At 39.6% G+C, this 24,813-nt stretch carries 25 protein-coding genes and 1 pseudogene; 6 read left to right on the top strand and 20 right to left on the bottom strand.

Annotated elements, in window-relative coordinates; translation table 11 throughout:
* Positions 1 to 3: 3 nt before the first annotated feature.
* From VYJ22_RS08830 to VYJ22_RS08855, 6 genes are all read right to left on the bottom strand, one after another.
* Complete coding sequence (locus tag VYJ22_RS08830; protein WP_329903625.1) at positions 4 to 2,532, bottom strand: TraG family conjugative transposon ATPase; 2,529 nt, start codon at positions 2,530 to 2,532, stop codon at positions 4 to 6.
* Positions 2,529 to 2,867: a DUF4133 domain-containing protein gene (locus VYJ22_RS08835; protein ID WP_329903626.1), complete on the bottom strand. Its 339-nt coding sequence runs from the start codon at positions 2,865 to 2,867 to the stop codon at positions 2,529 to 2,531. Before VYJ22_RS08835 ends, VYJ22_RS08830 begins: the two co-directional genes overlap by 4 nt.
* Positions 2,868 to 2,869: 2 nt before the next feature.
* Entirely contained in the window at positions 2,870 to 3,172 is a 303-nt protein-coding gene (locus VYJ22_RS08840; protein ID WP_329903627.1) for a DUF4134 domain-containing protein, read from the bottom strand.
* 135 nt (positions 3,173 to 3,307) lie between these two features.
* Positions 3,308 to 3,934, bottom strand: a complete 627-nt coding sequence (locus VYJ22_RS08845; RefSeq protein WP_329903628.1) for a hypothetical protein — start codon at positions 3,932 to 3,934, stop codon at positions 3,308 to 3,310.
* Between the two features lie 12 nt (positions 3,935 to 3,946).
* Positions 3,947 to 4,342, bottom strand: coding sequence for a DUF3408 domain-containing protein (locus VYJ22_RS08850; protein WP_329903629.1), 396 nt, complete (start codon positions 4,340 to 4,342; stop codon positions 3,947 to 3,949).
* Positions 4,343 to 4,453: 111 nt separating this feature from the next.
* Positions 4,454 to 5,242 (bottom strand): ParA family protein, encoded by a 789-nt coding sequence (locus VYJ22_RS08855; RefSeq protein ID WP_329903630.1) that lies wholly within the window; start codon positions 5,240 to 5,242, stop codon positions 4,454 to 4,456.
* Between the two features lie 565 nt (positions 5,243 to 5,807).
* On the opposite strand from VYJ22_RS08855, the gene VYJ22_RS08860 reads away from it, so the two are divergent.
* The 3 genes from VYJ22_RS08860 to mobC are packed head-to-tail and all read left to right on the top strand — an operon-like array spanning position 5,808 to position 9,490.
* Positions 5,808 to 6,209 carry a plasmid mobilization protein gene (locus tag VYJ22_RS08860; protein WP_329903631.1) on the top strand — a complete coding sequence of 134 codons (402 nt, stop codon included), beginning with the start codon at positions 5,808 to 5,810 and terminating at the stop codon, positions 6,207 to 6,209.
* On the top strand, positions 6,194 to 7,480 hold the full coding sequence (gene mobB / locus VYJ22_RS08865) for a conjugal transfer protein MobB (RefSeq protein WP_329903632.1): 1,287 nt from the start codon (positions 6,194 to 6,196) through the stop codon (positions 7,478 to 7,480). The genes VYJ22_RS08860 and mobB overlap by 16 nt, the downstream gene beginning before the upstream one ends.
* 6 nt (positions 7,481 to 7,486) lie before the next feature.
* Positions 7,487 to 9,490 carry a conjugal transfer protein MobC gene (mobC, locus tag VYJ22_RS08870; protein WP_329903633.1) on the top strand — a complete coding sequence of 668 codons (2,004 nt, stop codon included), beginning with the start codon at positions 7,487 to 7,489 and terminating at the stop codon, positions 9,488 to 9,490.
* Between the two features lie 6 nt (positions 9,491 to 9,496).
* Here mobC and VYJ22_RS08875 read toward each other — a convergent pair whose 3' ends face one another.
* The 3 genes from VYJ22_RS08875 to VYJ22_RS08885 form a co-directional block, all read right to left on the bottom strand.
* Complete coding sequence (locus tag VYJ22_RS08875) at positions 9,497 to 10,204, bottom strand: IS1 family transposase (RefSeq protein ID WP_329903634.1); 708 nt, start codon at positions 10,202 to 10,204, stop codon at positions 9,497 to 9,499.
* Between the two features lie 75 nt (positions 10,205 to 10,279).
* Entirely contained in the window at positions 10,280 to 11,116 is an 837-nt protein-coding gene (locus VYJ22_RS08880) for a hypothetical protein (RefSeq protein WP_329903635.1), read from the bottom strand.
* Between the two features lie 3 nt (positions 11,117 to 11,119).
* Positions 11,120 to 11,665, bottom strand: coding sequence for a hypothetical protein (locus tag VYJ22_RS08885; protein ID WP_329903636.1), 546 nt, complete (start codon positions 11,663 to 11,665; stop codon positions 11,120 to 11,122).
* A 279-nt stretch (positions 11,666 to 11,944) separates the two neighbouring features.
* Here VYJ22_RS08885 and VYJ22_RS08890 point away from each other — a divergent pair, with 279 nt between their 5' ends.
* Positions 11,945 to 12,079: a hypothetical protein gene (locus tag VYJ22_RS08890; protein ID WP_329903637.1), complete on the top strand. Its 135-nt coding sequence runs from the start codon at positions 11,945 to 11,947 to the stop codon at positions 12,077 to 12,079.
* 319 nt (positions 12,080 to 12,398) lie between these two features.
* A complete protein-coding gene (gene ltrA, locus VYJ22_RS08895) occupies positions 12,399 to 13,700 on the top strand; it encodes a group II intron reverse transcriptase/maturase (protein ID WP_329903638.1) in 1,302 nt (433 codons plus the stop codon).
* Between the two features lie 84 nt (positions 13,701 to 13,784).
* On the opposite strand, the gene abc-f is transcribed toward ltrA, so the two are convergent.
* From abc-f to VYJ22_RS08935, 7 genes are all read right to left on the bottom strand, one after another.
* Positions 13,785 to 15,374 carry a ribosomal protection-like ABC-F family protein gene (gene abc-f, locus VYJ22_RS08900; protein WP_329905603.1) on the bottom strand — a complete coding sequence of 530 codons (1,590 nt, stop codon included), beginning with the start codon at positions 15,372 to 15,374 and terminating at the stop codon, positions 13,785 to 13,787.
* Positions 15,375 to 15,671: 297 nt separating this feature from the next.
* Positions 15,672 to 16,496 (bottom strand): class D beta-lactamase OXA-347, encoded by an 825-nt coding sequence (locus VYJ22_RS08905; protein ID WP_004295324.1) that lies wholly within the window; start codon positions 16,494 to 16,496, stop codon positions 15,672 to 15,674.
* A 331-nt stretch (positions 16,497 to 16,827) separates the two neighbouring features.
* Positions 16,828 to 18,051: a chloramphenicol/florfenicol efflux MFS transporter FloR gene (floR, locus tag VYJ22_RS08915; RefSeq protein WP_014053560.1), complete on the bottom strand. Its 1,224-nt coding sequence runs from the start codon at positions 18,049 to 18,051 to the stop codon at positions 16,828 to 16,830.
* A complete protein-coding gene (gene estT / locus VYJ22_RS08920) occupies positions 18,044 to 18,964 on the bottom strand; it encodes a macrolide hydrolase EstT (protein ID WP_046701559.1) in 921 nt (306 codons plus the stop codon). The genes floR and estT overlap by 8 nt, the downstream gene beginning before the upstream one ends.
* A 182-nt stretch (positions 18,965 to 19,146) precedes the next feature.
* Positions 19,147 to 19,917, bottom strand: coding sequence for a lincosamide nucleotidyltransferase Lnu(I) (lnu(I), locus tag VYJ22_RS08925; RefSeq protein ID WP_135071929.1), 771 nt, complete (start codon positions 19,915 to 19,917; stop codon positions 19,147 to 19,149).
* 307 nt (positions 19,918 to 20,224) lie between these two features.
* Complete coding sequence (gene arr / locus VYJ22_RS08930; protein WP_010257556.1) at positions 20,225 to 20,671, bottom strand: NAD(+)--rifampin ADP-ribosyltransferase; 447 nt, start codon at positions 20,669 to 20,671, stop codon at positions 20,225 to 20,227.
* A gap of 9 nt (positions 20,672 to 20,680) precedes the next feature.
* The gene (locus VYJ22_RS08935; RefSeq protein ID WP_010257559.1) at positions 20,681 to 21,142 is read right to left on the bottom strand and encodes a MarR family winged helix-turn-helix transcriptional regulator; all 462 of its coding nucleotides are present in this window, start codon (positions 21,140 to 21,142) and stop codon (positions 20,681 to 20,683) included.
* Between the two features lie 328 nt (positions 21,143 to 21,470).
* Between VYJ22_RS08935 and xerA the strand changes: the two genes are divergently transcribed.
* Positions 21,471 to 22,313: a site-specific tyrosine recombinase/integron integrase gene (xerA, locus tag VYJ22_RS08940; RefSeq protein WP_329903653.1), complete on the top strand. Its 843-nt coding sequence runs from the start codon at positions 21,471 to 21,473 to the stop codon at positions 22,311 to 22,313.
* 674 nt (positions 22,314 to 22,987) lie between these two features.
* Here the strand turns inward: xerA and VYJ22_RS08945 are convergent.
* From VYJ22_RS08945 to VYJ22_RS11640, 4 genes and pseudogenes are all read right to left on the bottom strand, one after another.
* Positions 22,988 to 23,602, bottom strand: a complete 615-nt coding sequence (locus VYJ22_RS08945) for a hypothetical protein (RefSeq protein ID WP_329903654.1) — start codon at positions 23,600 to 23,602, stop codon at positions 22,988 to 22,990.
* Positions 23,575 to 23,715 carry a hypothetical protein gene (locus tag VYJ22_RS08950; protein ID WP_329903655.1) on the bottom strand — a complete coding sequence of 47 codons (141 nt, stop codon included), beginning with the start codon at positions 23,713 to 23,715 and terminating at the stop codon, positions 23,575 to 23,577. The genes VYJ22_RS08945 and VYJ22_RS08950 overlap by 28 nt, the downstream gene beginning before the upstream one ends.
* Before the next feature lie 51 nt (positions 23,716 to 23,766).
* On the bottom strand, positions 23,767 to 24,600 hold the full coding sequence (gene arsM / locus VYJ22_RS08955) for an arsenite methyltransferase (RefSeq protein WP_407989474.1): 834 nt from the start codon (positions 24,598 to 24,600) through the stop codon (positions 23,767 to 23,769).
* A pseudogene (locus tag VYJ22_RS11640) lies at positions 24,598 to 24,810 on the bottom strand (thioredoxin family protein); the annotation flags it as partial. The pseudogene VYJ22_RS11640 and the gene arsM, both read right to left, overlap by 3 nt.
* Positions 24,811 to 24,813 lie beyond the last annotated feature (3 nt).

The raw sequence follows: 24,813 nt of genomic DNA on the forward strand, positions 1-24,813 counted from the left end.
AGGTTATTGATTTGATTTATTTCCATTTCTTTTCTCCCTTGCCTTTTCAGCAAGTTGTTTGATTGCCTGTTCAATGTTGCCATCGAGCTTTTCAGCCAAATTGAGCACTTCCATTTTTTCGGTCTCTTCGGTGGTGTAGGTCAAATACTCTTCCGTGGAAACCTCGGTAGCATAAACGGCAGATTGTGTCCCACCCAAACCAATCCACACTTCTTTATAGAGCCTGCCTCCGTCGTTGTTCATGTTAATGGAAAGGATTTGCGATTTCTCTTTTTCTGTCAGACCCAACAAGTTCTGTATGCTGTCGAACTTATTGGCATACTTGCGTTGGTCTAACAGGATTTTACAGTCCGAGTTATTGATGATACTCTCTTTCACGATAGGACTTTGAATAATATCGTCCACTTCCTGCGTTACCACAATGGCTTCTCCAAAATATTTGCGGACGGTTTTGTATAGATACTTGATATAATCCGCCATATTTGCCGATGCAATAGCTTTCCACGCTTCTTCAATCAATATCATCTTGCGAATACCTTTCAGGCGTCGCATCTTATTGATAAAGACTTCCATAATGATAATGGTTACTACCGGAAATAGGTCTTTATTGTCTTTCACCGCATCAATTTCAAACACGATAAAGCGTTTGGATAACAAGTCGATGTTTTTATCGGAATTGAGCAGAAAATCGTAGCGACCGCCTTTGTAGTACTGTTTGAGCGTAGTCAAAAGATTATCGATATTGAAATCTTCTTTGGTTACTTTGATGTCCCTGTTTTCCAAATCATTTCGATAAGTATCCCTGAGAAATTCGTAAAACGAATTAAATCCGGGCACAATCTCTCTGTTTTCTCGGATAAGGTCAAGATACACGTTCACGGCAGAACCCAATTCGCCCGCTTCCGTTTTAGAAATCTTTTCGTCTTCGCTTTTCCATAGCGTTAACAAAAGCGTAGAGATACTTTCCCGTTTTTCTACGTCATAAACATAGTCATCGGTGTAAAACGGATTAAACGAAATGGGATTTTCATCGGTATAGGTGTAATAAATACCGTCTTCTCCTTTTGTTTTACGGTTAATCAACGAGCAAAGTCCCTGATACGAGTTTCCCGTATCCACAAGCAGTACGTGTGTGCCTTGCTCGTAGTATTGGCGTACCATGTGGTTGGTAAAAAAGGATTTTCCGCTTCCCGATGGTCCTAAAATAAATTTATTTCGGTTCGTGATAACGCCTTTTTTCATCGGCAAATCGGAAATATCCAAATGCAGCGGTTTTCCCGTGAGCCTGTCCGCCATTTTAATACCGAAAGGCGACGGCGAACTTTTGTAGTTGGTCTCTCCGGTAAAGAAACAGAGTGCCTGTTCGATAAAGGTAAAGAAACTCTCTTCGGCGGGGAAATCGCCTGCATTACCCGGCATTGCCGCCCAATAGAGCGTTCCGGCATCTACGGTGTTGTGTCGTGGACGGCACTCCATAAGGGCAAGAGCCGAACCAACATCGTTTTTTATCTGTTTGAGTTCTTCTTTGTCATTGCTCCACGCCAACACGTTGAAGTGTGCTTTGATGGAAGTCAAACCTTGCGAATGTGCCACGTTCAGATACTCTTCTATCCACTCCCGATTGATTTGGTTGGAACGAGAATATCTTGCCAACGAAAGCATATTGCGAGCTTGCTTCTCGAAGTTTCGCAAGTTTTCATCGCTATCCCCGATAAACAGATATTGATTGTAGATATGGTTGCACGAAAGTAACAACCCCACGGGTGCGGCAAAAGATAGTCGGCAATCCGAGCGGTCGGTGGATAGTTTTTCATAACGACTGTCGGTGCTGACATTTGTCGGCAAATCATCGGTATCGCTAAGCGTGTGAAGGCAGAGTATATTGTCGCCTATTTTCACTTCCGACGCTCCGAGTTTTATATCTGCCAAAGATGCCTGCTCCGCTTCATTTAGTGTAAAATAGCGGTCTAATAATCCCCTTTTTCTATTCGTCCCGCAAATATCGTCTGCCGAAAGACGGGTAAGTTGCATTATTCCGCTGTCGTTAATAATCCGCTCGAACTGATCCACGCTTTCCAAAAATCGACCGATGGTCTCTTTGTCTTTTATCTCTTTAGGTAAAATAGTTCCCCGGCACAAAGTGCTGAAATCACTCTGTTGTGCCATTCGTTGTTTGGTGGTTTTGGTCAGATAGAGATATACGGAATGGTTGAGAAACGGACGTTCATTGAAATGTCTTTTATACGAACGGCTCAAAAAAGAGAGATTTTCCTTGCCGAAATCGGAACGGTAATTCTCTTTGATAAACCAATCTTGCTTATGCAAAATGCTGTAATCGGGCAATACACGCACGGCTTTGTTCCAAGTGGCGTGCATTATTTCGTATTCGGGCGATGTAAGGGTAAAAAGTTCGGGCAGTTCCAACGAGAAGGCAACGGTTACATCGGCATCTTTCGATACGATGCAATCGCCTTCAATCGCCAAAAGCGGGAACTTATCTTCCAATCGGCTTTTCTTGCTGATGTTTCTCATCGAGTTGCTCCTTTCTTGCGGTTAGATTTTTGTATAAGACGGCACACCGAACTACGGCAGATCAAATAGCGGGGATGATAACCCACCGCACGGCGTTTCATTAAGCCGTACTCTCCGTATTTTCGGTTCATGGCGAAAGTTTGCCACACCAACACGGTGGCACCCGATACACCCAAGACCAAACAGAGTGATTGGCTTACGCCGAACATGTAAAGGACAACGACAAGGATGAAATCAGCCAACAACCCGCCCACGAAAATGAACAGGTATTGAGATTTCAGTCCTTTGAACTCTACCGTTCTGCCGATTCCTTTGTTGATTTCGAATTCCGCCATTTTTACAAAAAGAATGAACGTAAAATGGTAGCTGCTACAATCAGGAACACACAAGCTCCGAACCACGATGCTGCCGTTTTGCTCGTATCGGGGTCGCCGGCTGAGAATTTTCCGTACACTTTTACTCCGCCGATAAGTCCTACTACTGCACCAATGGCATAAATCAATTTGGTGGCAGGGTCGAAATAACCAGTTATCATTTTAGTGGCTTCGTTAATTCCGGCAGAGCCGTCGCCCTGAGCAAAAAGGTTGGCAGCAGAGAGTGTCGCCATAATGAACACAAGATGAATTTTCTTTTTTGTCATAATATTAATGTTTAAGGTTATGAAATGTCGGTTAAAAAGAGTACGGAACAAGCCTTAGATTTAAGGTTTAGATTGGCTGACGCGGCTTGTTCCGTCTCTTGCTTTCAAGGTTTAGATTAAGGTTAACTTTGGGCTTTATAAAAATTGCATCCAATTTTCCGGTGGTGTTTCAACTTCGGATTTAACTTCCGATGTTTCATTTCCGGCTAAAATCTGCATCAATTGTGTGCTGAGTTCTTGCTGCATGGCTTCGTGCATTTTCAACTTTTCAAGAAAATCGCTGCCACGCAGCTTTTGAGCCGTCTTTTGTAATGATGTTTTCTCTTGTTCGGAAACTGTTTTACGTTCGACGGCTCGTTGCATCTGACGAATTTCTTTTGTCGTCAGGCTTTCGTCGGAAACTTGAATATCTTCGCCGAAAAGGATGTTGAGTTCTTCATTTTCAATCAAGCTTTCATCTATTTCATTTTCGGGCGACATCGGATGAAACTCGTTTTCATCGTCCACGCTTGGACTTTCGGGTGCAAATGTAGCTGTTTTTATAACCCGATTTTCATCGGCTTCCTTAGGCTTTCTTTCCGTTCCTTGCGATGGAAACGATGTTTTGGTTTTCCCGATAACGGATATCTGTTTTTCTGCTTTCAGCACATTTTCGGAAGTCGTGTTCGGCTTGTTTCTCGGTGCTTTTTTGTCGTGTTCAAAAATTATTATGTACACCAACAGCAACACAATAACAATTAGAAGTAAGGGTATTGCATTCATAGTAGTTCTGTTTTATGGGATAATGGGTTTTCGTCTGTTTTTCTCGATGCCTTTGCCGATGGTATCCTTGTGTCGGGATAGATGTTCCCGCAAAACATTTTCTATGTAGGCAGAAAGCGTGGTTTTACTACGCAAATCGTGCAGGATATGGCGATACACGTCGAGTGTTTCTCTATTTAACGAAAAAGATACACGATTTTCAATTATGCAGGGATTAAGAAATGTTTCCGTATAGGTTTCAAAATCTACAATTTGTGAAACTATTTCTTGGGCTTTCTCTTTCGGTTTTTCCGTTTTCTGTTTCGGAATAACGGTGTTTGATTGGGATGTTTCTTCCGGTTCCATTCCTGCCATTTTGCGGATTTGTTCGGCAATGGCTTTGTTACGTTGTTCTTCGATTGTAGGCATATTCTTTGGCTTTTTGCTTTTTGCTGTTGGCTATTAGCTTGGCATTCAAAATCATTGGGCAGTCAGTAAATTTTCCATTTTCCCTGCCAACAGCCAATGGCTAACAGCTTATTATAATGTTAGTTTTCTAATTATTTCTTCGGCAAGCTCTTCGATATTGCTTCCTGCGAGCAGCTTTTTATCGGGTGGCAGGTAGGTGGAACGGAACACATCCCGATTGTCGGGTGTCAACTCTTTTTTGAAACGGGATGAGCGGGGTAACCGACTGTCGAGAATACCCAACTCCTGACGGGCTATCTCTTGGTCGTAAAACTCGATAACGGCAGGATTGACCCGTTTGTCGATTTTGTTCCAAAGCATATAAATCTGACGGATTTTACTGCTTGTCAGTGAAACACCTAAATCACGCACGGCAAGAGCGTAAGTCATACAAGCTACAAGCGATTGCGGATCGGGTTCTATGGGCGAAATTACGTAATCCATATCTACTGTTAATCCAACCAATGCCGTATCGTCGGCTCTGCCGGGCAAATCGAAAAAGACGTAGTCGAACTTCTCAGCAGAATGCTTTGCCAAAAAGCTTTCGGCATCTTGCAAAGCTCTTTCAGACGTACTTTTTAGAATACGATAGGCAGGTTTGCCAAAACTCTCAAAATGTTTTTTCATTCGCTCCAACAGTGCGGAATTGCCATTTTGAACGGTCTGTTTGTCTCTTTCCCGCATATTGAAAAAACTGTATTGCGAAAAATCGCAATCAACGACAAACAGATTGATTTTTTTCTCGTAATACAGGTAGCTTGCCAAAATTTCGGCAATGCTACTTTTACCCACGCCACCTTTCAGCGAACCGAAACCGACGTAAACAGGTTTGTGCTTTTGTTCATTCTTTTGTTTTTGCATAATTGTATTTGTTTAATTGTTTGTGTATTCTTTTATTCTTTTCTGCACACATTCCTTTATTCTCATATTCTTTTATTATCGTATTCACATAATATTGTATTCATTCTCTTATTCTTGTATGCTTGCACAACTGCACAACTGCATAATTGCATAACTGCATAACTGCACAAAGAAAATATTGCACACATTCTTGCATTCATTCTTTTGTTTGTTCATTCTCTTATTCTTTTCTGTATTATTGCACAAAGAAAAGCGTAAATACACCAAAGTCAAGGCTTCGATTGACTACGCTTTCTTAGGCTTTCCTCGGATGGAGATAAACCCGCCTATTGCTACAAAATAGCGACGTAACTTTGTATCGGATAAGTTCACATTGTTTCCGAACAACTGTTTTTGGACAGTCATCGCATAAATTCCGACTGCCTTGATAGCTTTTCAATACGTTTAATTCGGCAAGGTGTACTTTTGTCCGACAACGCGCTGCTTAGCCGACAAAAGTTCCTTGCCCCGGTGCGGGGATGTGAAGTTTACTCCAAAGTCGTAACCTAAAACCTAAATCTATACAATGATGAAAAAGCAAGAGATTGAAAACAGTACATCGTTTCGCTATTATCTGCGATTGAACGAAAGGGATAATGCCCGATTTCTCGACCTGTTCGAGCGGTCAGGTGCGAAAAGCAAGTCGGATTTTATCCGTCATCGGATATTTCAAACGCCTTTTCGAGTAATTTCTCACGATGCTTCCGCCGTAGATTTTTACGTGCGATTAACCCATATCAACGCTCAAATGCGTAAAATAGGCGTGCTGTATAATCAGGCTGTCCGCTCGATTAATGTTTATCATTCGATAAATACCGCTCGTGTTTTATTGGCAAAATTGGAAACCTATCAAGAGAAAACTACATCGCTTTTGGAAGAGAGCATCCGTTTAACCGAAGAATTTAGTGTGAAATGGTTGCCGAAATAACTGCTCCGATTAGCCTGAAAAATGTATTGGGATACAACTTCGCCAAGGTAAAAGCGGGAACGGCTTCGGTTATTCTTACTTCGCTTTTGAGCGTGGACGAGAACGGCAAAACAGACTTGTTTCGTGCATTGGCAGATATGGAAAACCGTTTGCCGTCGGGTATTCGCACCAAAAAGCCTGTATTTCATTGCTCAATTAATCCGCATCCGAATGATGTATTGACAGACCAACAATTACAAAATATCGCTTCGGAATATATGGAACGAATGGGTTATGGAAATCAGCCTTTTATCGTATTTAAGCACAACGATATTGCTCGTGAGCATATTCATATTGTATCGCTTCGGGTAGATAGTTTCGGAAAAAAACTCCCACACGCTTTTGAAGGTAGACGAAGCAAGAAAATAACCGATGATTTGGAACTGAAATACGGTTTAATACCGAGCGAAAGTCGTAAAAAACCGCAAAAAGATATTGCCGTAAAGGAAATTAAATCGGCAGATATAAATAATGGGAATGTTCGTGAACAGATTTCCGATGTGGTTCGGGCTGTACTGAAACGATACGCTTTTCAGTCGCTCGGCGAGATGAATTTGATTTTATCCCGATACAATATTTCCGTAGAAGAAGTACGAAAGGAATACAAAGGTAAACAGTACGACGGTTTGGTCTATGCCATAACCGACAAAGACGGGAATAAATTGATGTCGCCTTTGCACGCGAGTAAAATCGGTCGTGGAACCGGATTTAGTGCTGTTTCACGTCATTTTGAAAAATCGAAAGCGGTTATCAAAGAGAAAGCTCCTTTGTTTCGCAATGCGATTATTGAAACAATGAAAAATTCGCCTGATAAAGAGCAATTTTTGACTACAATGAAGGTTCACGGTATTGATGTGGTTTTTCGTCAAAACGAAGAAGGACGAATTTACGGTGTTACGTTTCTTTCGGATAGTTTGGGTATGGTCGCCAATGGTTCACGATTGGGCAAAGGCTATTCGGCTAACGTGTTTAACGACTATTTTACAAACGGAAAAAATCCGTTTTTAGACTATTCTATACAAGAGATTGATACAGTGAAACAAATCAATACAGAAAAAGAACTTTCTGCGAATCAAGCAATCGAAGAAGAACTATTTTACGAAGAGTTTTCCGAAAACAGTGATTTGCCAATTACCGTTCACGGTATCGATTACAAAGAGTTGGCTTTTCAACGTAAGTTGAGAAACAAATACGGAAAACTGAAAATCAACAGAAAAAGAAGAAAACTATAAGGCTTTATGCAACAAGAAGACGATTTAAGGGGACTCGCCAAAACAATGGAATTTATGCGAGCCGTAAGTATTTTATTTGTGGTAATTCACTGTTATTGGTATTGCTACGAAGCGTTCCGGGAATGGAACGTAACGATTGGTGTATTAGACAGAATTTTGATGAATTTTCATCGAACGGCAGGATTGTACAAGCATCCGCTGATTACGAAATTCTTTTCGGTGTTGTTTTTAGCTTTATCTTGTTTGGGAACAAAAGGCGTAAAAACCGAAAAAATCACGTGGACGAAAATTTGGATTGTGTTGGGTTTCGGCATTGTGCTGTTTTTTCTGAATTTTTGGATATTGGCGTTGCCAATTGCCAAAGCAGGTATTGCAGTGTGGTATATTTTTACAATTTCGGCAGGTTATATTTGCCTATTGATGGCAGGACTTTGGATTAGTCGCCTTTTGAAAAACAACCTGATGGATGATGTGTTCAATACCGAAAACGAGAGTTTTATGCAGGAAACCCGATTGATGGAAAACGAATATTCGGTCAATCTGCCTACGCGATTTTACTATAAAAAGAAGTGGAATAACGGTTGGATAAATGTGGTAAATCCGTTTCGTGCGACTATTGTTTTAGGTACTCCCGGCTCGGGAAAATCGTATGCCGTGGTTAACAACTACATCAAGCAACAAATTGAGAAAGGCTTTTCGATGTATATCTACGATTTTAAATTCGACGACCTTTCTACCATTGCTTACAATCATCTGCTGAAACATATTGATAAGTATGAAGTGCCGCCGAAGTTTTACGTGATTAACTTCGATAATCCGCGCAAAAGCCACCGATGTAACCCGATAAATCCGCAGTTTATGACCGATATTTCGGATGCGTACGAGAGTGCTTATACCATTATGCTGAACCTGAACAAAACGTGGATACAGAAACAGGGCGATTTTTTTGTGGAAAGTCCGATTATTTTGTTGGCTGCCATTATTTGGTATTTGAAAATCTATGAAAACGGCAAATATTGCACTTTTCCGCACGCTATCGAGTTTCTAAACAAGAAATATGCCGATACTTTTACTATTCTCACAAGCTATCCCGAATTGGAAAACTACTTGTCGCCTTTTATGGATGCGTGGGAAGGCGGTGCACAAGACCAATTGCAAGGGCAGATTGCATCGGCAAAAATTCCGTTATCAAGAATGATTTCGCCCGCACTCTATTGGGTAATGACGGGCGATGATTTTTCATTGGATATTAATAACCCGAAAGAGCCGAAAATACTTTGTGTGGGTAACAATCCCGACCGTCAAAATATCTATTCGGCAGCGTTGGGATTGTATAATTCGAGAATTGTCAAGCTGATTAACAAGAAAGGGCAGTTGAAAAGTTCGGTAATTATTGATGAGTTGCCGACAATCTATTTTCGTGGATTGGATAACTTGATTGCCACGGCACGAAGTAATAAAGTGGCTGTTTGCTTGGGATTTCAGGATTACTCGCAATTGACACGCGATTACGGCGATAAGGAGAGCAAGGTTATCCAAAATACGGTGGGTAATATCTTTTCGGGACAGGTGGTTGGCGAAACCGCCAAAACCTTATCGGAACGTTTCGGAAAAGTGTTACAGAAACGGCAATCGATGACCATCAACCGACAGGATAAATCGACTTCTATTTCCACGCAGATGGACAGCCTTATTCCGGCATCAAAAATTAGCAATCTTACGCAGGGAATGTTCGTAGGTGCGGTGTCGGATAATTTCGACGAACGCATTGAGCAGAAAATCTTTCACTGCGAAATCGTGGTGGACAATGCTCGTGTTGCTGCCGAAACAAAAGCTTACCAAAAAATCCCGGAAATTGTCTCTTTTACCGATGAAAACGGAAACGACACGATGCAACAAGATATCGAACGAAACTATAAGCAAATAAAAGCAGATGTAGAAAATATTGTCTTATCTGAAATGGAACGGATTAGGAATGATGATAGTTTGAAGCATTTGGTAAAGGAATAGAGCAGTCTAATACCACAAATAAATTATTATCGTAGCCATTAGTACCGCCAAACTCCTGCTATAGCAAATAGTTTTTCGATTTAATCGTTTCAAGTGGGTGCGAAGTGTCAGATTGTGTCGTTCGATATGGTTGGTGGAGCGAAAAACGGTGCGATGTATTTTTCGGCTGATAAGATAGCCGTAGTTTTTCAGTTTATCGGTATAAATCATTTTGGCTTTCGATAGAAAAAGACTTTTAAGCACTACCGACAAGGTGCGGTTAGTGCGTCTGCCCACATTGAAAGCTACTACCTTGCGAGTTTCTCTATCCAAAGCGTACACTAACCAACGCAAACGGCTTTTCTTGCCGATAAATATACGCATCTCGTCCACTTCGTAGCTTTTGCCTATAGCAATAGGTGGTTGTTTGATTTTGCTTGCTATCAGCAAAATTCGTTTTAGCAAAGTGGTAACTGAAATCCCCAATACTCGTGCCGTGCTACGAATGCCCAATCCTTCTTTGGTTAGTTGAATAATTTTGTGATTGGTGTTGGGCATATAGGCTTTGTATCTGTAGTTCGTTATAAAACGTTTGTGACAATTCTTACATTGGTAACGTTGTTTACCTGTACTACTTTTACCACTTTTGATAATATTGTTAGAGTGGCAATGCGGACATAAAAACTCAACTCCCAATCTGGAGCATAAAGTACCGAAACGTTCTTGTAAACTCATTTTTTCATTGTTTTTAATCGTAAAAATAGCGAAAGGCAGAGAATATATCCCTGCCTTTATACCTATAGATTAAAATTATTGTTGATAATCAGATGATTTTTTTGACAACTCCCGATCTGGAGCATTACCCTCCTTAAGGGTGATATATGACTGTATTAAATCGTAATTATTTCTGTTAAAGTTTAAAATTTCGACTCGATTGAGTTTTCCATCATAATGTTTTTCTACATCCTTTATGTAGTAATTATGAAAAAAGTCATCATAATTTATCCAAGGAACATATTTAAGCCACCTTTTAGGAGTAAAAATTATAGGTTCATTATTTTCAGGATTTATTGGTAAATATGTTTCTTCTGTTTTAAACTTAAAGGATTTATAGTCATAGATTGGAATTGAGCACTTCTCTATTGGAATTTTCAATTTTTGACATTGGTCTATTGTGTAGTCTGCCAAGAATGACTTTATTAATGAGCAACTTATGTCACTAATTCTGTCTTTTGAAACATTATCAACCAACAATTGAATTTCTTCAAAATGTTGAAAACCTTGCTTATTTAATTGTGGAATTGCCCTGAAAAGGTTTAAAATTTCATCTGCGGTTTTTATCCCAATTTTTTTTCCTTTCCGAGTTTTAGAGTTACCTAATCCCACTTCGCTACATTCTGAAAGTTCAATTAGTATACTCCTGCTTTCATTTTCTTTTCCTTTTAAATAGTTGTTCCCAAGCTCATTGAAAAGATTTACAATACTCGTATGTAGTGAATTATCTTGTTGAGAATTAATTTTCCAAAGTAAAAATGGGTCAACATAAAGTGGGATGTCTTCATCCAAAAATGGTATAGCAAAATCCACTTCTTCTTGTAAAAAAGGAAGTCCGTGAAAGTCATTTAGTCTTGGTCGTACTATAGCCATAATCTAAAGGAATTCTATTTCATATAATTGTCTTAAAGTTTCTTCTCGATTTTCAAAATCACAAGTTCCTGTGAAATACAATCCTTTAATACTATCCGCCAAAAAATGTTGATAAATGTTTACACTTTTATTGAACACGTTAAATGATTTTCCAAGAATATTTGATAAATCAATTTGACTGAAATTAGGTCGAATTTCAATTGTTGCAGCTTGTTTCGGGACTTGGGTTATTATTTTAATCTTTTCTAGGTCTGAATCAAATGAGATTTGAGTATTCCGAACATATGATTTAGGGTATCTATCTTTAATAGAATTTAAAATTATGTCATCTAAGTAATCCTTTGGAAATAATTCCTGTTTAGGATAATTTAAAAGTTTTAAAAATTGATTTGGTTCAGGATCGTCCTTTAAATAATAATCTTTCTGTATTTTACGCAAATATGCAATAACTCCAATTACAATTTCTTGGTCATATGAATTTTTAGAGACTATATGAATCTCTTTCATTATTTTCCAATCATTTAAATCTAACATTTTTATCGACTTCATAATTTATCGTTTGGTCTTTATAAGGTTACGCATAACGGTTCGGGTATTGCCGCAGTGGGGGATTTTCAGCACCAAAGTTCAATAGATGTACTACCGTTTGTTTAAGCACAAAAGTTTCATAGAAGCACTTTACCCCCCATTGCGGCAATACCTTGTGTGTGCCCTGCATGAGCAGTGCACCCACCACCGTAGGTCAGTAAAAATGTCAAATTTACAAATTTTATTGAAAATTCCTATTGTGCGTGGGTGATTTTTTTTTCCAGAGGGTGAAAATCCCTTATGCGCGGGGTCGTGCCCGAAGCATTAGCAAGTCGCAAGCTGGTTGTTGGTGACGACAGCAGTGAAGGAAGCGAGACTGCAAAATCCGGTACTGACGAACAGGAACGGTATATGAGGCATATCTGTTTGGGGTAAGCAACCACACCCTTGTAACACCCTAAAGGTATTTTGTGAACAGATATGTAGATACCGCAGTGATTGGATGAAGGAAAAAGCTCTTACCGGGGGAGGTCTCAGAGGAGGGAAAACCTACCTGAGAAGTCAGCAGAGGTCATAGTAGTTACAGGCAACGAGCCGGCAAGTGTTTCGCACCAGATAGTCGGAGGTCTCACAGAGGTAACGAAGGACTGAACGTAAAGAAGTTTCAAATGCAGCAAGGATTTTCGTTAACGGAATAGCCTTCGGCAAGCGAAACAGAGTAGAAACAAAGATTAAAAGAGTAAACAAGACCAAAATGGAATTGATTGAGCAAGTGATTAACCGTCAAAACATGATGCGTGCATTCAAACAAGTCAGGCAGAACAAGGGTTCAGCAGGAGTTGACCGCATGCCCGTAAAAGAACTATACGACTACCTGACAAAGAACAGGGAAAGTATAGAGCAATCCCTGTTAAACGGAACCTACCTGCCACAACCCATTTTGGGGGTAGAAATACCCAAAAGCAACGGAAAGGTTCGCCTGCTGGGTGTACCTACCGTGGTCGACCGGATGCTTCAACAAGCCGTAGGGCAGGTGCTGGGCAACCGGTTCGAAATGGATTTTGAGGATTACAGTTATGGCTTCCGTCCGAACAAAAATGCCCAACAAGCAGTACTCAAAGCACTGGACTACATCAACAGCGGTTATCAGGACATTGTAGATATTGACCTGAAAAGCTTCTTCGATGAAGTTGACCACTGCGTTCTGCTTCAATTGCTGTATCGCAGGGTAAAATGCCCGCTTACCTTACGCCTTATCCGCAAATGGCTGAGAGCTCCGATTTCAATCAACGGAAAATTAGTCAAACGCCGCAAAGGAGTACCACAAGGCAGTCCGCTAAGTCCGATACTCTCCAATATTATGTTGGATGAACTGGACAAGGAACTGGCAAGGCGAGGGTTAAAGTATGTCCGTTATGCTGATGACTTCAGCATTTATTGTAAAAGTCAATGGCAAGCCCGAAAAACAGGCAACGAAATTTATCTCTTCTTAAAGAATAAGCTTCACCTGCCTATTAACAGGGAAAAAAGCGGCATCAGACGACCAGTAAATTTCACCCTGTTAGGCTTTGCATTTGTCTCTACCTATAAAAAGGGGGAGAAAGGCAAATACCAGTTGGTGGTAAGCGTCAAAGGATGGAAAAATCTGAAACTGAAACTCAAAGCCATTACCCGAAAAACCACTCCCGCCACTTTCGATGAGCGCATTCTCAAGCTGAAAGAAGTACAGCAAGGCTGGCTTCAATACTACCGTATGGCAAGTATTCAGGGAAAACTCAAAGACGTGGACGGGTGGGTACGCAACCGACTGCGCTGCTGTATCTGGAAACAATGGAAGAAACCTGAACGACGACGGAAAAACCTGATACGCTTGGGAGTTGACCTTGAACACGCTTACAGTCACAGCCGAAGCCGTATGGGTACTTGGGCTGTAGCCTGTAGTCCTATTTTGAAAACCACTATCACGGTGGAACGACTACAACAACGGGGTTACGAATCTATGTTAACTTATTATCTGAAAATTGCTCCATTTCTTAACGAACCGCTGTATACGTGAACCGTACGTACAGTGGTGTGAGAGGCTCTCCCTGTCGGCTAACTACCGACAGGGCAGTCTACTCGATTAGCGGCTGTATTTTTATCAAAGTTCAATTGTCCGTTCTATGTTTATTTGTTCTAAAAATGTTTCATCGTGCGACACAACAATGATTGTCCCTTGGTATTCATTTATTGCTGCTGTCAGTATTTCAACATTCTGTATGTCTAAATTATTTGTTGGCTCGTCAAAAATAATAATATCTGGTGACTTACTGTTAATCGTCAAGCAACAAAGTAACAAACGCATTCTTTCGCCACCACTCAAAGCACTACAAGATTTGTCCCAATCATTTTTTGTAAACAAAAAGCGGTTGAGCCGGATTTTGATTTCGTGTTCTTGTAATGCAGAAACATTGAATTGTTCGGCTTGTTCGTAAACTTTTAGTTTGTTGTCAAGCAAAGAATAGTCTTGGTCAATGTAAACTGCTTTGTTGTCTGCTCGGTAAATTGTTCCTGCTTGCGGTTTAATGTCGCCCAAGATGAGTTTTATCAAAGTAGTTTTTCCCGAACCATTTGTACCTTTCAATGCGATTCGTTCGCCACTTGTAATTTGAAAGTTCAGATTGTCTTTCCAAAGCGGTTGTTTGTGGTAAGCATAATTGATATTTGTTGCCGTAAACAAAACTTTTCCTTTGTGTAATGCTGAATTGTCAAAACCAAACTTCATTTTGTCAATGTCAGGCAACGAAGAACGAAGTTCTTGTAAGTCTTGCGAAATGCCCCTGATTTTTTCTGCGTGAACACTTTTCATTTTTGATGTGCTGTTTTCTGCATTGTTTCGCAAAGTGTTCAACATTATTCGGGCAACGCCCGCTTTTTCTTGTTTGCCTCTTCCACGACTGTCTAATTTTTGCTGTCGTTCCAATGTTTCCCGTTCTTTTTCTTTGGCTTTTCGCAGTTCTTTTTCTTTGCTTTGAATGTCTTGACTTAAAGCGTTGTTTTCAATTTGTTTTTGCTCTTTGTAAAAGTCGTAATTACCGCCATAAACTTTAACTCCGTGTTTACTTAATTCGCAAATTGTGTCCAACAAGTTTAGTAATTTTCTGTCGTGGCTTACAACAATCAATGTGCTTTTTGTGGACTTAATGAAGCTATACAAAAGTTGTCTGCCCGAAACGTCTAAATGATTGCTTGGCTCGTCCAACAAAACCAATTCGGGTTGATGAATGGAAATTCCCGCCAAAAAAACTTTTGTTTTTTGTCCTCCGCTTAACGTTTCCATTTTTTGCGATAAGTCTAAGCCGTCCAATTGCCAAAAGTTCAGTGCCTCTTTGCAACGGTCTTCTATTGTCCAATCGTCATTCAGCAAATTGAAATTTTCCTCGCTTGTGTTTCCGTTCAAGATGTCTTTCAAAGCGTTCAATTTGCCTTCAATTCGCAACGCTTGTGCTATTGTCAAATGATTGAATTGTCCGAAAATTTGCGGAACATAATACGGCTCTGCGTCAATGTTTATTTGTCCGCTTGAAGGTTGAAGTTCGCTTGCAATAATTTTGAGCAAGGTAGATTTCCCTACTCCGTTGTTGCCTATTAAAGCTGTCTTTTCGTGATTGTTTACTGTCAGATTGATGTCGCTAAACAGTAAATCTTTGCTTGGGTGTGTATATGAAATGTTTTGTAAAATCAACATAATTTCTTTCGTTAAAGATGAAACAATACAGCAACCGCTTTGCGGTTGTTGTTCTGATATGTCTGAAAGTAATTATTTTTTACATTCTGTCTTTACTTAATTTTTTGTGTCTGCAAATATATGAACTTTCTGTTTAGCACGGTCGGTTGTAATATAGCCGCTAACGAAAAATGGTAGCCGTAGTTGCCGGATTTACAGCACTTTCGTATCAATTTAGCACTTCGGTTCGTTAAAAGCACCAAAGTATCAAGTTGGCACGAAAGCCGGCAATTATCGGCTACCATATGTTAGTGGCATTTATCATTTCATTATATTCATTTGCTTTAACGCATTTTTTGTTACATTAATTCTCGATGAAATAAAATCATCAACATTCAATCCGTCTGTCGGAATTACATTTGTTGCAAAAAAATAAACATTAGATTTTGTTTCAACATAACCAACAAACCAACCATTATATTTTTCTTCTATCGAACTTAATCCAGTCTTACCGCTTAAAATGTAATTTTCAGTTCGCTCAATTTCCATAATATTTTTGACAATCTTTATTGTCCTATCAGAAATTGGAAATTTTGAAAAATAGAATTTCCTTAAAAAGTCGATTTGTTGTTTTTGAGATATTTTTGAATTTCCTTCAAGCCAAAAATTGTCAATCGTTAAACTGTCAAAAATCATATTTTTATACTCAAATTTTTCTAAATATTCTTTCATTTTAATTGTTCCGATTTTCCTTGCAATTTCCTGATAGCAAGGAACACAGGAAATTCTAAAAGCATCTTTAAATGATAAATCTTTTTCCCAAATATCCATTTTTCTCTGCTCGCCATTCCATTTTAAAATAGTTGTATCATTTTCAATAATGCCTAATTCAACAGCAATTATAGAATTTGGAATTTTGAATGTTGATGCAGGTAATTTTCCGTTTTTAGCCCAATCAAAGTCATTTGAGTAAAAAGTATTCTTGTCGTTATCATAAATTAGAATTGAACCATTTACTTGAAAACTATCTAAAATTTTGTCAAAATCAGAAATTTCTGTTTCAATTATGTTTTTATTCGTTGTTGTGTTACAGCAAACAAATAAAAATATCATTGAAATAAAAACTACAAATAAAATATTTTTCATTTATTGTCTAATTATCGTTTGTTTTTGTTGCCACTAACGGGAAACGCATTGGCGAAGTGGCGGATAAATTGAACCGAAAGTTCAATTTAGCAGTGACGTAGCCGATGTGTTTCCACAGAAGCTAAATTATTAAAAAAAAGCTGAATGTGGGACACATTCGGCGGAATAAAAAGCACAAAAGTTGAATTTTGAACTTAACCCGCCATTTTGCCAATGCGATGTTGAACTGAACAAGGGAAATGAGCGGTATCCTGCCAGACAGGATACCGACATTCACGAGGTTTCGATGGTTAGTGCGCCGCATCGGAGCGGGCCTGCTACCAGTCGTCGGTTAGACGACTGGCGACTTCTCGGTGGCAGCCCCACGGAGCCGAAGGAGCACCAGCCCCAACGAAACCAGTACCGCCATCGCCGTGGCGTAACAGATCACGGGCCACGCTGTGTCACCGTTTAAAAGTGCCACCGCCAATGTCCCGACAATGCTGACTATCAGGCTTTGAACGCAGAAGTAGAACGCGACCGCTGATCCCGCGATGTCGTCGAACTCTGCCAAAGCGCCGTTCGCGGTAACGGACACCGTGAAGACAATACCGACCGCGACAACCCACATCGGTAGGATGAAGGTGAGGAATGACGGCGAGCCGTAAAGTTCGCCGATCCCCAACAGGACCGCTCCGCAAACAAGCAACGCCATCCCACGCGCCACGCATCCTGCGATGCCCCATCTGGCGACAAAGGACTTCGCGAAACGGGTTGTCACGATCATTACAAGCGCGACAGTGGCGAAGGCAAAGCTGAATCCGATCTCGGAATATTCCGCTTGGCCTATGAGCACACGGGGAGCCGTCGAGAAGAAGACGAAGTAGGTGCCCATACCGGCGCTAAAGCCGACAGTGTAAACCCAAAAAGCCGGACTCGCGAAGATCGGCAAGACAGATCGGCGCGTCTTGACTTGATCCAGAGGGCGGGTTTCGTGCCACCTGAAACCCGCATTTAGGAGTGCGAGCATCGCCAGTATAGCCAAAGTAATGAATATCGCCTGCCATCCCAAGAACTCGCCGATCAATACTCCGGCGATAGGGCCGAGCGCAGGCACGAACGCCAGCATCGAACTGAAAAGGCCGTAGATGACGACACCCTCAGGACGGTTGGCATAAACGTCGCGAACCGTCGCGAACGTCGCCACCAGCATGGCCGACGCGCCCACTGCTTGAAGTAGACGGAAAGCGACAAAGGCCGGTGCAGTTGAAGACCAAGCTGCTCCCAGAGACGCAATGACGAAAGCCGTTGCGCCCGCAAGTAGAATTGGCCGTCGCCCGATTCTGTCTGAGAGCGGACCAAAAATCACCTGGCCCACGCCGAGCATCACCATATAGAGGCTCAACGTGAGTTGGATCATAGCGGGCGTCGTGTTCAGGATGCCGGGCATCGCTGGAACGACAGGGAGATAAATATCCATCGCCAGTGAAGCGAGGATGTCGAAAGGAGCCATCAGCAGCAGTGCTGCCGGCAGCGTATAGGCCCACGCGGGGCGTTGTTTTTGTTTATCAGTCATTTATGTGTTTTTCTATTCCATCAATAATTGATTTCCAATCATCAACGTGTAATTCGTGTCCTGTACCTTCAAGGGTGATTAGATTTGAACCTTTTATTTTTTCTAGTAAAAAACCTGCATTCTTATAATGCCAAATTTTGTCGTCTGTTCCGTGGATAATTAAGGTGGGTTGTTTGATTTCGTTTAATCTGTTCCAATATTCTTCACCACCACCACCTTGCGATGCAGCGTGATTGAACATACTTATATAATTGTTGGCTCTATTGAACTCAGCTCTTATCAGTTTTTCACTTCTTTGTTTGTCAAATTGTTTCTTGCCACTCATTAATTCTGCACCCTGAATTAAATAGTTTACCACACTGTCTTCATTTGTCCAATTGACTGTACCTGCTTTACTATGGAAATCTAAAATACTCGTGTCCATTTCAGGTATAGTTGGGTCTGAGTCTCCCCAAGGGCCTGATGACATAAGAGTTAAGGAGTTAACTCTGTCGGCAAACTTTATTGATGCTATTTGAGAAATTAGTCCGCCCAAAGAAATCCCCACAAAATGTGCTTTGTCAATCTTGTAGCCATCCAATATTGAAATAGCGTCATTAGTTAAGTCAACAATATCGTATGGAGTAGAACCTGGTTCATAATTAGTGGATTTTCCTACATCTCTGTTGTCGTAACGAATAACAAAAAATCCTTTTTCAGATAATTGTTGGCAAAATTCAGTGTCCCAATACAGCATTGATACGGTTGCACCTGCTACCAAAAGGATTGCTGGATTTTTCTTATTTCCAAAACTTTCCGTACAGAGTTCAATGCCGTTTGTTTTAATTATTTTCTCTTTCATTTCTGTTTTCCTTTGTTTGCAACTGATTATTATCAGTCCTAAAATTAATATCCAAAGTAGTTTTTTTTTCATTTATCAATGTTTAACTGTTATGCTGGTATCTTTCACAATGCCCGCTAACGGTCAAGTATAAGCGTAGTGCGGGTTTTCGGAGCAATACACTGTCCGCTAGCACGAACTTTGATAGATGCCAAAATACCAAATTTTAGCCACTTCGCCCGCATTACGCTTATACAATGTTGGCGGTAGTTTTTTTATTCAATTCTCCTTAATACCCCCTTTAATTTTGCTTCAACTCCAAGATTATCAAAAAGTTTTTCAGTCAATGTTAATGTCTTCTTGAAAGCTGTTTTAATATCTGTCGGATCTAATTCTGATGTTGTCTGCTGAAATAACGAATACCAATATGGATCTATGTCTTTTTCCAAGCTTTTTGTTGGACTTTCCCAATGTTTGGTTTGGTATGTTTCAATTCTTATTAACCAAAGTAAATATTTTTGAACATTTGATAAGCTTTGGTAAGCGTGAGCAAATTCCTGTCGTTTAATTAAGTTGCTTGTTGTAAGTAAAACATTCAACAATGATTGGCTCAACCACAGGATATTTTCATTTGTTGTTCGATCAGGTACTTTAGTTTTTATTTCTTTGAGCGTGTTAGTCAATAAATCTTCTTTATCTACTAAAATCATCTTGTCAAAGTCGCTAAACTCTACCAAACCGTCCCACGATTTGATAACTTCCATTTGGTCGTTTGTCAAAAAATGAAACTCCCCCCTTATCATATTTTCAAAAATGGCAACTTCACTTCCATACTCGTTGGTAAAATATAATGCCAAAGGATGAATTTGGCTTACCCAATTTTCAGCGGAAAATTTTTCTTTATCCTTCAAGAAGATGTAGAATTCAATATCTGAATATTTGTCCCCTTCATTTTTGGTAAATGACCCGTACATAAATACGGCAGAAATATTTTTATCATTTTGAGCTATTGACTTTGTTTTGTCAATCATTTGTAACTGTGTCATTTTCTAATTTTTTAATATTAACAATCGCCCTTTCTACTTTGCGTATTAAAGGATATTTCAATTCTTATTCTATCTTACAGTTACTTATAGCTTCATTTTCTTGAATGTTTTTCGTTGTTAATTGTTTCTTCAAATTACCGCCAACGGTTTGGGTATTTGCGATGGCACGGCATTTGAAAACCGTCAGCCGAAAATATGCACAAAAGTTGATAGTAGTACAAATGTTCAATTACTTCCGTCAGTCGTGCTATTGCAAATACCATGTTAGCGGGTCGTTGTTCTATGTCAAATAATAATTGTTTATTCATTAGTCTATAATAACATTCTTCCCTTGTTCTCTAAGTTTTTCCAGTCCATCTTTCATAGCTTTAATCTCTTCAAGGGTATGTCCGTGCCAACCGGTTACTTCTCCAACAACTTTAAAAGGATGTTTCGAACGATAGGATTTTGTGGGATTACCAGGAAATTTTTTGTCCGTTACGTTGGGGTCATCTTCTATGTCGCCTGTTGCTTCTACTAAATAAATCCTTTCACGTCCGTTGCCCAAAGCAAGTTCTGCTCCTAATATTGCAGTATTCAGTGTAGCCGAAACATAAATATGCTTTAATATTCTGTTTTCTTCATAATTACTGTTGAAACCTACTTGAATGAAATCGCCAATTTTCAAGTCAGCCTTTGTTCCGTGAAAATAGGTTTGAGCAAACGGTGTAGGAATATGAAGTACGGCTTTATCTTCTATTTTGGTTGTGTTCATAGTTATTTCTTATTGTTTCTCGTTTACTTTTTCAATTTCTTTATTCATCAACTCCAATGCTTTGTGGAAGTATTTTTCTAAAATGTTTAATTCATCACTATTGAATGACACAAAAAGGTCGTGTGTTTTGTTTTGGTAGTTACTATAAAATGGTGTAACCAACTTTGTTATTCTATCAATATTGGGAACTATGATTATTTTCCGCCTGTCAGTTTTGTCGGGCTGTCTTTTTACGAGTTTTTTGTTTTCAAACCGGTCTATTAGCCCTGTAACCGAACCTGTTGTTAACCCTGTAAGTAGGGCAAGTTCACCTGCTGTCATTTGACCTTTTTGAATTAAGAAACCTAAATATTTATGGTCAGTGCCAGTCAGTCCAATTTTTCTACCAATGCTTTCGTGCATTTGAATAGATGTGTAGGCATAAAGTTGGCTCAATTTCCTTAAGTTGATGATTTTTTCTTTGACAGGCATAAATCTTGTTAACCATTTATCTTGACAACAAAGATAATATATTTTTTTGGTAGTTACCTAAAATGTTTGATTCAAAATTTAAGGATAGTTGATTTTGGTTTGTCTGTCAGGGATGGGTGTCGCTCTACAATGCCCGCTAACATCTAATTTACGCAACAAATATACAACATTCGTATATATTAAACTTATAACATTCGTATATTATTTTTTGATTTAATTCAAATAAATATTATATAATCCAATATATCATATAAATAACTAAAATAAAAAGAAGTAAAAATATTTGTATTTACGAATGTTTTGTTATATTTGCAAAAAATATAGTCTTATGCAAATTGAAGCCTTATTAGCTGTATATGAAAGAAAGTTAGTACTTCAAAGATACAGTAAAAACTCTATTATTAACTACAAAAGTGCAGTTAAAAGTTTTCTACAGATTGCAGAAAAAAAAATTAACAGTCCAAATGAGCTTGGTGTTACTGAAATAGAAAAGTATGTTTTTTGGAAAATAAATAAGCACGCTGTAAGTCATTCTTATCAAAGGATGATAGTGGCATCAATAGATAAGTTTTACCGATTGGTGGTTGGTGTGGAATTAAACTTGAAACATTTGTATCCTTCACGCAAAACTCACACGTTGCCGAAGTATTTAAGTTTGAATGAAGTAAAGAAAATGATTGACTTAACGACAAATCAAAAACACAAATGTATTATCAAACTATTGTATGGTTGTGGATTGCGTTTGAGCGAGTTGTTAAATTTAAAAATTACAGATATAGACTCCGATAATATGGTTGTTCATATTAGAAATTCAAAGGGGAACAAAGACAGGGTGGTTATGCTCTCTAATAAATTATTACAAGATTTGAGGGAATACTTTTTAGTATATAAGCCCAAAGAGTATCTGATAGAGGGACAGTGGGGTGGAATATATTCCGAAAAAAGTGTGCAAAATGTGGTAAAAGATGCGGCTGTGAGAGCCGGGATCAAAAAACAGGTAACTCCGCATATACTGCGTCATAGTTTTGCTACTCATTTGCTTGAGAATGGTACTGATATTAGATATATTCAGCAATTATTAGGGCATTCATCAATCAAAACGACCGAAATTTACACGCATATAACCGATATTTCCAAATCAAAAATTAAAAGTCCATTGGATTTTTTATAAGGGGCTATTTTGATTTCGGATTTCGGATGGCGGATTTCGGATTTAAAACTTGATTATCAGGGTGTTATGTTCTGCAATCTCTTATTTAGTATTTCTCACTTCATACCTTTTATTATTGTAAATTTGGGCTAACGGTCTCGGCTATGCGTAGTGCGGGGTTCGCAAATGTTCGCGCGGGCGTGAACGCTTGAAAGTCCGATTGGACTTTCTGCGGGCTAACACCCCGCCTTGTGCCAAACCGCCTGTTGGCAGTAGTGCATTGTTTGTTTCGTAACGCTATCGTCCTGCTGAATGCAAAGATAATATTATTTATTATGTGTTTGGGAAATAGTTTTTTAGATATATTAAATTTGTTCAGCGAAGTTACAAAGTAGGGTTTCGAAGACATAAACTAAGCCAGCGAAGATGCCAAAATTAATTTCGAAGGCTTTGAAATTGATTTCTAACGGACAGAATAAAGTTTCTAAGACATAGAGTAAAGCTTCTAAGGGGTAGGAATTGATTTCTAAGACACGGGAATTAACAGCGAAGATACGGACTAAGGTTTCTATGGGGGGAAATGAAATTTCTAAGACATGGAACGGTTATTATAAACATTAAAAAGAACAATAGAAACAGGCGGCTACGCCGCCTGTTTCTATTGTAGGGTTATTGGTGTGGTTTGCCACGCTGTTTTATTTTTCGGCTATTTCTTCGCTTGTGGTACGTGGGGCAGAGTTGAGTTTTTTGAGAATTTTGGCGTATGAAAATTCGTCTTGCTTATTGGGATTGCCTTTGTAAAAGTTTCGGGCGATTTTGGCTACGCTTATTACTTCATCATAAATGGCGTTGAATTCGGTAACGGCTTCGGCGGTTATGAGTTTGCTACTGCCTTTGAGGGTTTCTTGGGTTATGTTGGCGGAAGCCATTTGGTCGGCGTATGAGGTGATACGGTCGAACGTGGCTTCGTCGGTGCCTTTTTCGGTGATTTCGCTTTTTAGCTCGGTGCTTAGGTTGACTTTGAAGCGATAGAGTAATTGTATGAGAACTTCTTGGTCGCGAGCTTGCGACTTTTTGTGATAATCGGCGAAGCCGAGTGTTTTAAGAATTTCATCTCTGCGAGGTTTATCGGATTTGAAGTCTTCTTCTATCTGAATTTTTACTTCAGCCAAATCATCAAGTGCAACGGCTTGAATTTGAGTTACAATTTGAGTGGCTTTGCGTTGGTCGGAAGCACTGTCGATTCCGAAGTAGTTGCTGAAAGCATTGTCTATACGGGTTTTTAAATTTCCGAAAAATGGGTCTGCCAATTTCGGCGTTTGCCAATAAGAAATTCTTGATTGGCGATTGCATTTTCGATAATGGCGGCGCAAGCGGTAAGCATGTCCACGTCTTTGCCTGTATAATTGCGTTTTGCTGTCATGACATTTTCTTTTTAAATGGTTATTGTTATTTATATTGAAAGTATTTTGTTTTATTTTGGTCGCTTTCCTGTTACGGTTATCGAATAAATGCCCACATTTCCTGCCTTGTATTTTTCGATAGTGATTTCGTCTAAATGTTCTTGCAGAACTTCATCGGGAATTTCAACTGTTTTGGTTCGCTCAACTTTGATTTCAGAGAAGTTAGCTTTTTTTATTTCGCTTAAATAATCTTCCCGCTGAATGGCGCTGGCAATGCAACCTGCGTACATTGAGGCGTTGTCGGTGAATTTTTTTGGAAAATGTCCGTTCAGCACTACATCGGAAATGCAAAAGTGTCCGTCAGGTTTCAAAATACGGTATATTTCGCTGAAAATTTTGTCTTTTCGAGGTAATAGATTCAACACGCAATTACTTACAACCACATCGGCAGTTTGGTCGGACAAGGACATGTTTTCTATGTCGCCTTCCAAAAACTCAACATTTGTAAATCCTCGTTTTTTAGCGTTATTTCTTGCTTTTTCGAGCATTTGAGGGGCAAAGTCAATGCCGATTACTCGCCCTGTTTCGCCTGTTTCTTCGCGGGCAATAAAGCAGTCGTTTCCTGCGCCGCTGCCCAAATCTATAACAACATCGCCCTCTTTTATTCCTGCGTATTCGGTCGGAAGTCCACACCCCACGCCCAAATCTGCGTCAGGCTCATAGCCTTTTAGTTTCGTGTAATCTTCGCTCATTATGGTGTAAACTTTGGTTGAGGGTTGGGCGGGGGCTAAAGGATTGCAACAACATTTCTGTTTCTCATCCGAAGCTAATGCCAAATCGTTGTAACGTTGTTTTACCATTTCTTTGAGGTCGATATTTCCATTTTGGGAAAGCCATTTTTTGATTTCCTCTTCTTTGGGAATACTGCCTTGCGTAATTATTTTTCCGTCAATCACAAGGGCGGGCGTGGTCATCACACCGTAATTCATGATTTCCATAATGTCTTCCACTTTCGCAATGGTGGCGGTGGATTGGGTTTCGTCCACTACTTTTTTAACTTGGTTGTACAAATCGTTGCATTTTTTGCAACCTGTACCTAAAATGATAATTTCCATATA

Source organism: Porphyromonas pogonae (assembly GCF_036320655.1).
In the GTDB taxonomy this organism is placed as follows: Bacteria; Bacteroidota; Bacteroidia; order Bacteroidales; family Porphyromonadaceae; genus Porphyromonas; species Porphyromonas pogonae.